The 11,586-nt window shown below is 44.6% G+C and carries 8 protein-coding genes; 3 read left to right on the forward strand and 5 right to left on the reverse strand.

The features are described 5' to 3' along the window. Positions 1 to 5: 5 nt before the first annotated feature. The gene (locus GKO22_RS09245) at positions 6 to 998 is read right to left on the reverse strand and encodes an NAD(P)H-dependent glycerol-3-phosphate dehydrogenase (RefSeq protein ID WP_166334372.1); all 993 of its coding nucleotides are present in this window, start codon (positions 996 to 998) and stop codon (positions 6 to 8) included. A gap of 204 nt (positions 999 to 1,202) precedes the next feature. Between GKO22_RS09245 and GKO22_RS09250 the strand changes: the two genes are divergently transcribed. Further along, positions 1,203 to 2,639: an alkaline phosphatase gene (locus tag GKO22_RS09250; protein WP_166334374.1), complete on the forward strand. Its 1,437-nt coding sequence runs from the start codon at positions 1,203 to 1,205 to the stop codon at positions 2,637 to 2,639. Positions 2,640 to 2,643: 4 nt separating this feature from the next. On the opposite strand, the gene GKO22_RS09255 is transcribed toward GKO22_RS09250, so the two are convergent. Genes GKO22_RS09255 through GKO22_RS09265 form a run of 3 tightly spaced genes read right to left on the reverse strand, consistent with a single transcriptional unit; the run spans position 2,644 to position 8,493 of the window. Then, on the reverse strand, positions 2,644 to 4,107 hold the full coding sequence (locus GKO22_RS09255; protein ID WP_166334376.1) for an efflux transporter outer membrane subunit: 1,464 nt from the start codon (positions 4,105 to 4,107) through the stop codon (positions 2,644 to 2,646). A gap of 3 nt (positions 4,108 to 4,110) precedes the next feature. Continuing rightward, on the reverse strand, positions 4,111 to 7,278 hold the full coding sequence (locus GKO22_RS09260; protein ID WP_166334378.1) for an efflux RND transporter permease subunit: 3,168 nt from the start codon (positions 7,276 to 7,278) through the stop codon (positions 4,111 to 4,113). Positions 7,279 to 7,326: 48 nt separating this feature from the next. Next, positions 7,327 to 8,493, reverse strand: coding sequence for an efflux RND transporter periplasmic adaptor subunit (locus tag GKO22_RS09265; protein ID WP_166334380.1), 1,167 nt, complete (start codon positions 8,491 to 8,493; stop codon positions 7,327 to 7,329). A gap of 359 nt (positions 8,494 to 8,852) precedes the next feature. On the opposite strand from GKO22_RS09265, the gene GKO22_RS09270 reads away from it, so the two are divergent. Together GKO22_RS09270 and GKO22_RS09275 are read left to right on the forward strand one after the other, a co-directional pair. Beyond that, positions 8,853 to 9,908 (forward strand): L,D-transpeptidase, encoded by a 1,056-nt coding sequence (locus GKO22_RS09270; RefSeq protein ID WP_240920234.1) that lies wholly within the window; start codon positions 8,853 to 8,855, stop codon positions 9,906 to 9,908. Between the two features lie 75 nt (positions 9,909 to 9,983). Next, positions 9,984 to 10,778, forward strand: a complete 795-nt coding sequence (locus GKO22_RS09275; protein ID WP_166334382.1) for a murein L,D-transpeptidase catalytic domain family protein — start codon at positions 9,984 to 9,986, stop codon at positions 10,776 to 10,778. A gap of 9 nt (positions 10,779 to 10,787) precedes the next feature. Here GKO22_RS09275 and GKO22_RS09280 read toward each other — a convergent pair whose 3' ends face one another. After that, the gene (locus tag GKO22_RS09280; RefSeq protein ID WP_166334384.1) at positions 10,788 to 11,552 is read right to left on the reverse strand and encodes an MBL fold metallo-hydrolase; all 765 of its coding nucleotides are present in this window, start codon (positions 11,550 to 11,552) and stop codon (positions 10,788 to 10,790) included. Between the last annotated feature and the right edge of the window lie 34 nt (positions 11,553 to 11,586).

An 11,586-nucleotide genomic window follows, 5' to 3' on the forward strand; every position in this document is an offset into this window, starting at 1 on the left:
TTTCATTAAGTAAGGGAATCTGCTAATTTTTTGATCTCCTGCATAGGCTGTGCTCCTTGATACAATATTTGATATACCGTATCACAGATGGGCATGTGCAGTTTATTCTTCTTGATAATGGATTGGATACAAGCCGAAGCATAATAGCCTTCGGCAACCATATTCATCTCCACTTGCGCAGATTTCACACTATATCCTTTACCAATCATCGCACCAAAAGTGCGATTGCGACTATATTGTGAATAAGCAGTTACTAATAAATCTCCTAAATAGGCCGAATGGTTAATATCACGATCACTCGGGTCGAGCGCTTTCACAAAATAATCGATTTCACGTATCGCATTGGATATCAATACCGCTTGAAAATTGTCGCCAAAACCTAATCCATGACAAATACCTCCGGCTAAGGCAAAGATATTTTTTAATACTGCCGCATATTCAATACCGATAATATCGGAGGAAATGATGGTCTTGATATAACGCGTTTCTAGCAAACTGGCCACCGTCTTGGCGTGATCCACCGTACGCGAAGCAATGGTCAAGTAAGACAATCGCTCGGAAGAAACTTCCTCCGCATGACAAGGTCCGCCTACGACGACAATTTGCTCCAAAGGAACTTGGTAAGCATAGGGCAGGTAATCGCCTACGACCATATTTTCGTCGGGTACAATGCCTTTGATAGCAGAAACCACTACTTTTCCTTCAAAATCCACTGCTGATAATGGTGCTAACACCGCTTTTAGGTAAGCTGCTGGTGTGTTAAGGATAATAATATCAGATTGTGCGACGACTTCGCGGAGATTGGAAGTGACGAATTCGTCTGCGAAATCCACTTCTACCGAGCTGAGGTAGCTCGGATTATGTTTGTATGCACGAATGTGGGCGACATCTTCTTCTTTGCGGACCCACCAGTAAACTTGCTTTGGCTGTTTGTTGTCGGAAAGCATTTTGATCATGGCTGTTGCCCAACTTCCGCTACCAATTACGCCTATCTTCATACTTTATATTTGCTGCATTTGATAATCTGGTAAAGGTACGTAATCCGAGGCAATACTCGAACGATTAAACCGCTATCGAATCGCAGGTCGCAGGACATACTTTGCAGTGCAATTCGTATATTACTTATCAATTACCAATGTATTAACCTCAAATAGTAACAGTGCCTTAACATGAAGCGCATATCTTTGCAAAAAAAGCAACCCATGAGAAAACAGATTTTTTACGTTATTTTATTATTTGTCCTGCAAATTAGCGCATCATTTGCGCAAAATAAGCCCAAATATATCTTCTATATGATTGGAGATGGCATGGGATTGAACCAAGTACATATTGCTGAATCCTATCAGGCAGCTTTGGAAAACCGCAATACCGTATTTCCACTGACTTTCACCAAATTTCCGTTTAGCACTTTCGCCACTTCCTTTTCTTTATCGCATGGTGTGACGGATTCTGCTGCGGCGGGTACAGCATTGGCCGTAGGCCACAAAACCAAAAATGGGGTGATCGGTATGGATTCTAGCCGTACAGAAACGTACAAAAGCATTGCTTACTTTGCTAAAGAGCAAGGTATGAAAGTAGGAATCACCACGAGTGTAAGTATCGACCACGCGACGCCGGCCTCCTTTTACGCGAACCAAGCAGACCGCAATATGTATTACGAGATTGGTCAGGATTTAATTAAGTCTGGGTTTGATTTCTTCGGCGGAGCCGGCTTCCTTAGTCCTGAAAAAACGTACAAGAAAGAAGCTGCTCCTTCCCTGTTCCCACAATTTGAAAAAGCGGGCTATACGCTGGCTTATGGATTGAAAGAGTATAATAAGATCGCAAAATCGGCCGATAAGGTGATTTTGATGGCCGACAAAGGCACTCCTGCTGATGCGCTCACGTATGCGATAGATCGTACACCAGAAGAATTGACCTTGCAACAAATCACGGCATCGGCCATTCAGACTTTGCAAAAAGATAACGACAAAGGATTCTTCCTCATGGTGGAAGGCGGCAAAATTGATTGGGCTTGCCATAGCAATGATGGCGCTACAGCGATCCAAGAAACGAAGGATTTTGACGCAGCAGTAGCCGAGGCTTTCCGTTTTTATGAGCAACATCCCGAAGAAACTTTGATCTTGGTAACCGCCGATCATGAAACGGGTGGTATGGTATTGGGCAATGGAAGCTCGACCTTGCAACTTGGCCGCATCCAGCATCAGAAAGTATCGCAAGGTGTACTCAGCACCAAGATTTCTGATTTGCGCAAATCTACCCCGAATGCTTCTTGGGATGTCGTAAAGCAATTGTTGGAAGAAAACACAGGATTGTGGAAGTCGGTAAAAGTCAGTGAAACGGAAGAAAATGAGATCAAAGAAGCCTACAACCGCAGCTTTGTGCAACACCAGAGTGAAACTGAGAAAAGTCTATACGCGATCGACGATCGTATTGCGGCATTAGCAGTGAAAGCATTGAATAGAGCAGCTAGCATTTCGTGGGCATCTGGCAATCACTCGGCGGCATATATCCCAATCTACGCGATTGGACAAGGCGCAGATCTATTCCACCAAAAGATGGACAACATCGATATTCCACGCAAAATTGCGGAAGCTGCAGGATTGCCGATGGCACCCCGAGCTACCGCAACTCGTTAAACGCTTATCGCCAACCTCCGCCAAGGGAGCGATATAAATCAATATAAGAGGCTAAGTATTGCTGACGCAATTCTACCAAAGCCAAATCACTGTCCAGCGCGTTGCTCTGGGCAGTGATTACTTCTAAATAGGAAGCATAACCACTTTTGAATAACAAACCTGCATTGCGCACCGCTAAAGCCGAATTGCTAACGCGCTGCTCCGCAAATTCCAATTGCTCACGCTGCTTACCTACCGTAATCACGGCATCCGAAACTTCACCAACGGCTTCTAGCACTTTTTGCTGCAAACCAATTTCAGCCTGATCTCGCTCCAATCGCGCGATTTCATATTGCGTTTTGAGCTGTCTATTTTGGAAGATAGGTGCTGTGATATCGCCTGCAATGCCGCCGAGTAAAGCGCCAGGAATATTAAACCAATTTTTGGGCAACATCGCATTCACTCCCAATGTACCGCCAATCGTAAGCGCTGGATAGCGCATCGCTTGTTGCACATTAGCATTGGCATTAGCAGAGATCAATTGCAACTCGGCGCTACGAATATCGGGTCGATTGCGGATTACCTCGACCGGAGTTCCCAACGAGATATCATTAGCATCGTCTAACAGCTCATTAAAGCTATTACCGCGTCCAATACGAGCAGGCATCTCACCCGCTAGCACACGCAAGGCGTTTTCTTGCAAGGCGATCTCCTGTTCCAATTCTGGCACCAGCGAAGCGGCTAATAATCGCTGCGACTCCGTTTGTTGAATCGCTAATGCGGTGATCTCTCCGGCTTCGTATTGTAGCTTGATAATCTGCAATGTACTATCATTAAGTTGTACATTTCGTTTAGCCACTTCAATCTTCGCATCCAGCATCAGCAAATTGAAATATCCCATGGCCACGCGCGCAATCAAATCAGTTTGTACCGCTTTGCGGGCTTCATGCGTTTCTAGATAATCGGCCACCACCATATCTTGGCGATTGCGGATTTTGCCCCAGATATCCAACTCCCAACTGAAGCTGATATCAGTACCAAATTGTGAAAGCAATACGTACATGTTCTCGGGCAACTCCCGACCGCCATCACCATAATACTTGGAAGGCGGTGCCGAAATGAAATCCCGTGAACGCCATTGCCGATTGGCACTAGCGATGCGCGCTTCTGCCGAAGGCAAAAAGTTCGCCCGGTTCTGACGTACTTGCTGATCGGCGATTTCGATATTGAGCAAAGCCGTCCGCATATCGTTATTGTTCACCAAAGCCGAATCGATCAGATCCTTCAAGATGGTATCCTGAAAAAACGTACGCCAATCAATTCGTCCAATGCTGATGGTGTCTGCAAAGTAAGCGATCGTGTCGCCACGATAGGTTTCTGGCAGATCTAACTCAGGTTGTACATATTTCTTCCCGACCTTGCATCCTTGTATACCAAAGAATATCCATAAGGTTAGACCGAAGAAACCAAATAAAAACTTGCTACGCATAATTTAGTCCTCCTCCTCTTTAAATTTATCCCTCATTTTTTCGTCCAATGTCTTGAAGACAATAAATAGCATCGGGATCACAAAAATACCAAAGGCTACACCAGAGAGCATGCCGCCGGCGGCACTAAAACTGATGGAATGATTACCAATCGCAGACGGGCCAACCGACCACATCAACGGCACCAAACCGGCTACAAAAGCCAAACTCGTCATTAGAATCGGGCGAAGTCGCAAACGCGCACCCATAATGGCGGCATCCACAATCGTCAACCCCTTATCCCGTTCCTGCACGGCAAACTCGATAATCAAAATGGCATTCTTCGCCAGCAAACCGATCAACATAATCAATCCAACCTGCACATAGATATTGTTTTGCAAGCCCACTAAACCAATGGTAGCGTATACGCCGACCAAACCTACGGGAATGGAAAGTAGCACAGCGAATGGTAGAATATAGCTTTCATACTGCGCAGACAATAAAAAGTAAACGAAGAGAATACTCAGCGCAAAGATCAAAACCATCTGACCGCCAGATTGACTTTCTTCAAAGCTCATCCCTGTCCATTCGAAACCATAGTTACCCGGTAATTCTGCATCGGCCAAAGTTTCGATCGCTTCCATCACGTCACCCGAGCTGTAGCCTGGCGCAGGCGTCGCATTGACAGCAATCGCATTGTACAAATTGTAGCGAGTGATTGTCTCTGGGCCAACTTCTTTCTCTAATGTGAGCAAGGTATTGATCGGCACCATCTCGCCGGCTTTGTTGCGCACAAAGATCGAATTGAAGGATTCAGGATCTTTCCGATAATCGAAATCTGATTGGATATATACGCGATACTGTCTGCCGAATCGACTAAAATCTCCAGCCTGCACACGCGCATAATACGATCGAATGGTCGACATCAAATCGCGCACATCTACACCCAAAGATTTTGCTTTCACCACATCGATGTTCACTTCGTACTGAGGAAAGTTGGATTTAAAGGTGGTGTAGGCATTGTCGATCTCCGGCAAGGTATTAAGCTGATTGATAAACGTATCTGCGATCATATTGAAGTCGCGAATATCGCCACCCATACGATCCTGTAGTACTAATTCCGTACCGGCAAAGTCACCAAATCCCTGCACCGTTGGCCGTGCAAACACGGTAAATTGTGCTTCGTGAATCTGAGCAAGATCTTTGCGAATGGTATCCATAAATGCTTCGATCTTTTTAATCCCTAGGCGCTTGGCATGCGGATGCATATTGATGTAGCCTGCGGCGAATGCCGGACTGGCGCTCGCGTCGAGTGCGTTGAAACCAGAAACAGTCGTCATCCCCAGCACATCTTCTCGCTTTCTTAAAATACTATCTGCTTTGCGCAACACTTCTGTTGTACGCGCCAGTGAAGCACCTGGAGGCATAGCCAAGTTGTAGGTAATAAATCCATCATCCTCCGTAGGAATAAAACTTTGAGGAGAACGTGACATCAGCACTAATCCTATTACGGTGATCAATGCTAAACCAACCCAAGCTACTGTTTTATGTGTGATTAGAAACTTAACCGCCCCGATGTATTTCTCCGTAAAACGATCGAATGCCGTATTGAAAGCTGTAAAGAAGCGATCGCGGTACAAGGCAAATTTCTTTTTCCTCACTACCGGATGTTCGCCTTCGGCGTCTTCATGCTTTGGTGCTTTGAGTAATAAGGCACAGAGCGCCGGACTTAAGGTCAGCGCGTTCAGCGCGGAGATTAAGATGGCGGTGGCCAATGTATAGGCAAACTGTCGATAGAAAATACCGGCAGGCCCTTCCATAAAACCGACTGGCAAGAACACCGCAGCCATCACCATCGTGATGGACAAAATCGCTCCGGTAATCTCTGACATCGTCCGGATCGTTGCTGCTTTGGGCTTCAAACCCGTACTATGCATCTTCTGGTGAATGGCCTCCACAACCACAATGGCATCATCCACGACGATACCGATGGCGAGCACGAGTGCAAACATCGTGAGTACATTGAGCGAAAAGCCAAACATCTGCAAGAAAAAGAATGTACCCACCAACGAAACCGGAATAGCAATCGCTGGGATTAGCGTAGAACGTAAATCTTGCAGGAAGATAAATACAATGATAAATACTAAGATAAATGCCTCGAAAAGCGTATGCTGCACTTGGCTAATGGATTCATCAATCTGCTCCCGAACCGAATAGGTAATCTCGTATTTGATACCATTGGGGAAAGAGCGCGCTTGCTCCTCTAATACTTCGCGAACCGCCACATCAATGTCGTGCGCGTTGGATCCACTGGTTTGCGTGAGGTTGAGCGTCAGACCCGGATTACCATCCACCTTATTATCTGAATTGAGGTTGGTTGCGCCAAACTCAATGCGCGCCAAATCTTTTAGATATAGAACAGATCCATCGTTATTGGTCTTGATGACCATGTTTTCGAATTGCTCTGGCTGTGAGAATCGTCCCTTGTGGCGTATCACCGTTTCAAATACTTCCTCGGATGTCTCCCCAAACTTGCCGGGTGCCATTTCAAAGTTTTGATCGCTGATGGCTTTCGTCACATCCTGCGGCACGAGATTGTATAAGGCGAGTTTTTCTGGATTCAACCAAAGACGCATCGCATAATCACGCGCTCCTAATCTAGATACCTGCGCTACACCATCCACCCGCAAAAGCGGACGCATCAGATTGATCTGTGCATAGGCTTGTAAGAACGTTTCGTCGTACACCGTATCGCGATGATCGGAGTACAAATTGATCGTCATGATTACACCACTCTGCCGCGGCATAGTAGTAATACCCGCTTCATTTACTTCGGCAGGAATCGAGCTGATAGCGCGCGAGATACGCGTCTGCACGTTCACCGATGCTACATCTGGATTTGTTCCGGTTTTGAAGAATACAGTAACTGTTCCAGCTCCAGAATTGGAAGCCGTAGATCGGATATAGGTCATATCCTCTACACCGTTGATTGCTTCCTCTATCGGAAGCAAAACGCTTTTAGCAACGGTTTCCGCATCCGCACCGGGATAACTTAACGACACCACCACACTCGGTGGTGCAATTTCCGGAAAGCGTGTAACCGGCAATAATTTCATTCCTACTAATCCGAGGATGACTAATACGATGGATACCACCGTAGCCAACACCGGACGTTCGACAAATACTTTCAGCATAGATAGATCTTAATGTAAAAAATAGGACAAGAGAATCAACCGTTCTCCTTACTTCTGAATCGGGATGATCGTCGAACCGTCCGTCAGCTTATCAAAGCCACTCAATACGACACGATCTCCTTCTTCAACACCTTCAGAGATAATATAATTGTCCTTACTTTTTCCGCTCACGACCACATTTCGGCGCTGTACTTGGTTGGAGCTGTTTACTACATAGACAAACGTACGGTCTTGCAACTCATTGGTGGCCAATTGAGGAATTTGCAAAACAGCTTCTTTGACTTCGGCAATTTTGAGCGTACCGCTACTACCCGAGCGCAGTATATTGTCTTGATTGGCAAAAGTGGCTCGTAGTGAAATCGCACCGGTACTACGATCAACTTGCCCGTTTACAGCGTCTACAACACCTTTAATCGGGTATTCTTCGCCATCTGCCAACATTAAGGTCACCTTTGGAAAGGTGAGTTTATTGTTTCTATTGTATTCGCGGCCTGCAATACTATCCTTCTTCGCTTGCGCTTTAGAGAAATACAGGAAATCCGATTCATTCATGGCAAAATAAACATAAACCTCCTGTATATCAGACAAGAAGGTCAGCGGCTCTTTATCACCTTTGGAAACCAAGTTACCAATGCGTTTTGGAATACGACCAATATAGCCGCTCACAGGCGCCGTAATGAGTGTAAAGTCTTTATTGATCTCAGCGCTTCGCACCGCAGCCTGTGCTTGTTGTAAGGTGGCTTGTGCCACCTCGTAATCGGACTGCGCTGCGGATAATCGTACATCGGAAATCACATCATTGGCGACTAAGGGTTTGAGTCGATCAATCTCTAGCTGCGCATTCTTTAATTGCGCTTTGGCTACTTCAGCCGTAGCCAGCATATTATTCAGACTCTCTTGGTAGGCTGATTGATCAACCTTAAAGAGCTTTTGGCCTTTTTGCACGTATGCACCTTCGTCAATGTAGATCTCTTGTAATAGGCCTTCTACTTGCGGCCTTACTTCGACGTTTACCTTACCTTCTATGGTACCTAGGTACGTCTTCACGGTGACGGCGTCACTCCGTTTTACTTCATACACGGGCAGAGCAAGGGCTTTCTCCCCTTTTTCTTTTTCTTTGGACTCGCTGTGGGTACAGCTATCCAATAAAAAAATCGCACTGAAGAGTACGACAATCCATTGTGGTTGGAACCAGTTGTTTTTCTTTATTAGCATAGATGTCCTTAAGAAGTAACGTTTTTATTACAATTCAATCTACTAAACGTTAAAATGAGGCGAAATTATATGTTAAAACGAAAATTAACGTCAATTTAACGCATAAAACTGCTATTTTTAAACTCGCTAAATGGAGTTAAATCCATTGTAAATCAGCCATCTAATGTAACCGCTAAATTCCAATAGAAATTCTTCCAATGCAGCTGTCTTTCGTTAGTAGATCATTTTGTGGCAACAATATACGAATATCACGTAATAATTGGTCGGCTTTTTGTTTCTTGATCTAAATATATATTTCCCTCGAGAAATCGTCTACCGCTTTGTGAATAGGGCTTTTCTCTTTCTTTTAAATGGATAAAATGATTAAAAACGTCTACACGATACGATTACTATTTTGCGCCTTAATGTCGATGACACTTATCTTCTCCTGCCAAAATAAAACGGCAGAGGAAAAGGCAATATCTGATGCGGAAAAAAGAACCGCCGATTCGCTAGCACAGATAAAAGCGGCAGAAGAAGAGGTACGCAAACAACCTGTTAAGGCAGCCGATATCAACTTGACAAAAGATCTCGAGTACGATAAACATACTTTGGAAGATAGCTACGCGTATGAAGATACCACCAGAGTATTCCAATGGGACAAAATCAAAGAACGCTTGGCGGATGTGGAGAATTTCCAACGCATGCCACATCAATACGGCGTGTTGCAAAATCATCGCAATAAAAATAAGGAAGCACCTTTAGTGAAAAACTGGAAACGAAATGCCTACAAGCGCGTGGCCGATTCGTTGGGAACTGAACGCTGGCAAGGTGTGCCGTTGTATGCAGCGGGTCAGCATGACGCACCAGAATTGTACGGTCGTGATGGATATCTCGTGATTATAACCAAAAATGACACCACCGCAGATATGATGGAAGTAGAGGGCATCTCACTACCTGGTAAATTCGATGTGCCGGATCGTTATGTCAAAGTCTTAGGAGATACTGTTGTATTTGATCGTGTCGCCATAGTCGATGTAACAAACCAAAATATCGCCACCTTCCAAAAAACAGATAAAGGAGCTTGGAAAGTATTAAGTATGAATCCAGCCACCAGCGGCATGCACAAACCGCCATTTTCTACCGAGACGCCTTTAGGAGTTTATGTGGTACAAGAGAAGAAAAAGAAAATGATGTTCTTAAAAGATGGCACTTCAAGCATTCAGGGATATGCGCCATTTGCGACCAGATTCAGTAATGGTGGCTATATTCACGGTGTACCGGTCAACAATCCTAACGGAAAAATTGTAGAATACAGTTGGTCGCTCGGTACAGTACCTCGCTCCCATATGTGTGTTAGAAATGCTTCTTCTCACGCAGAATTTGTGTACAATTTGACTAAAACGCTATCTTCTTTGATTATTGTAATCGAATAGTTTTACATAATTTAACATTTTCGTAACACCTTTATTACTAGATTTGTGGATTCACAAAAAAGGGAAGTAGGGATTATGAGGAAGATTTTTTTTGGAATTTTGGCTTCAGTATGTTTAGTATTTATTGCATTCGCCAGCTTTAAAGACAGATATGTTGACCAACCTGCCGAAAAAATAACGGCTATTGATATCGCAAAACCAGATCCATTTTTTCAGATTCGAGCCATATATGACAGCTTGCATGTCGATAGCATCTTGAACTATCAGGCATTCGAAGAGGCGATGTACGGTTATGAATCGATGCAACACCGCACAAAAAAGGAACTGATCACGGTGATTGATTTTACATTACCATCTACCGAGAAACGGCTTTACGTTATTGATCTAAAGAACAAAAAGCTACTACATCATAGTGTGGTGGCTCACGGTCGTAATACGGGCGAAAACTATGCCACAAATTTTTCAAATAGACACGGATCTTTTCAAAGCTCCTTAGGTTTTTATGTCACGGCCGAAACTTATCAAGGTGGAAATGGCTATTCCCTGCGCCTTGATGGCTTGGAAAAAGGCATTAATGATCAAGCAAGAGCGCGTGCTATTGTGATGCACGGCGCAGATTACTGCAATGTCAATCTAGCAAAGAGTATGGGAAGATTGGGGCGCTCTTATGGTTGTCCAGCGCTTCCGCGCGAAATTAATGCGGCTGTCATTAACACGATCAAAGGCGGTTCTATGATGTACATCTATGCGAACAATAAAAATTACATGGCGAGTAGCAACATCTTAAAAACCAAAACAACCTCTAAAACTATGCTCGCTCAGCACGATGAGGTCGAAAATACCGCTGCGCCGACCGTGGTATTGAATTAATACTATCTGTTAGATTTCAATCTGCAGACCATCATAAGCTAGAGATACATGCGGAGGCAACTCCGCATGTATCTCTGTATGTCGGCCAAAACGATGACTGATGTGCGTAAAATAAGTTTGCTTCGGCTGTACCCGATCTACCACTTCTAGCGCTTCCGCCAGCGTAAGATGAGAAATGTGCGCTTCGCGTTGCAACGCATTTAATACCAACACCTCCACTCCTTCTAATAAACTGTAAGATTCTTCAGATATGGTCTTCGCATCGGTGATATAAGCAAAATCGTCGATACGGAAGCCCAAAACGGGCATACGATAGTGCAGCACCTCGATGGGCATCACTTCTTTGCCAAATAAATCAAAAGCTTGTGCGGCATGAACCTCTTCTAATTCTAACTGTGGAACGCCAGGATATTTATGATCTGCAAAAGCATAGTAAAACTCTCGCCGAAGCGCATCATGCGATACATCTGTACCATAAATAGGAATGGATTCTCGTTGGAGATAGTTGAATGCGCGCACGTCATCCAATCCAGCGATATGATCTTTGTGCGAATGTGTGATGAGCACTGCATCTAATCGCGGCACTTCTTCGCGCAACATTTGCGCGCGAAAGTCGGGTCCTGTATCCACCACAATCTGGCGACCACCGTACGAAATTAGGATCGATGAGCGTAAACGTTTGTCTTTATGATCTGGAGATGTGCATACGTAGCAATGGCAACCGATCATCGGCACACCTTGGGAGGTACCTGTTCCTAAAAATGTAACTTTCAAATTATTGATCGATTATTGTGATGTACACCGCTAA

This window comes from Sphingobacterium chungjuense, from assembly GCF_011316935.1.
GTDB lineage: Bacteria > Bacteroidota > Bacteroidia > Sphingobacteriales > Sphingobacteriaceae > Sphingobacterium > Sphingobacterium chungjuense.

Excerpts from the sequence above, each read along its gene's own strand:
- GKO22_RS09255 (WP_166334376.1), bottom strand. The coding sequence starts at position 4,107 with ATGCGTAGCAAGTTTTTATTTGGTTTCTTCGGTCTAACCTTATGGATA.
- GKO22_RS09270 (WP_240920234.1), top strand. The coding sequence starts at position 8,853 with ATGATTAAAAACGTCTACACGATACGATTACTATTTTGCGCCTTAATG.
- GKO22_RS09265 (WP_166334380.1), bottom strand. The coding sequence starts at position 8,493 with ATGCTAATAAAGAAAAACAACTGGTTCCAACCACAATGGATTGTCGTA.
- GKO22_RS09260 (WP_166334378.1), bottom strand. The coding sequence starts at position 7,278 with ATGCTGAAAGTATTTGTCGAACGTCCGGTGTTGGCTACGGTGGTATCC.
- GKO22_RS09275 (WP_166334382.1), top strand. The coding sequence starts at position 9,984 with ATGAGGAAGATTTTTTTTGGAATTTTGGCTTCAGTATGTTTAGTATTT.
- GKO22_RS09250 (WP_166334374.1), top strand. The coding sequence starts at position 1,203 with ATGAGAAAACAGATTTTTTACGTTATTTTATTATTTGTCCTGCAAATT.
- GKO22_RS09245 (WP_166334372.1), bottom strand. The coding sequence starts at position 998 with ATGAAGATAGGCGTAATTGGTAGCGGAAGTTGGGCAACAGCCATGATC.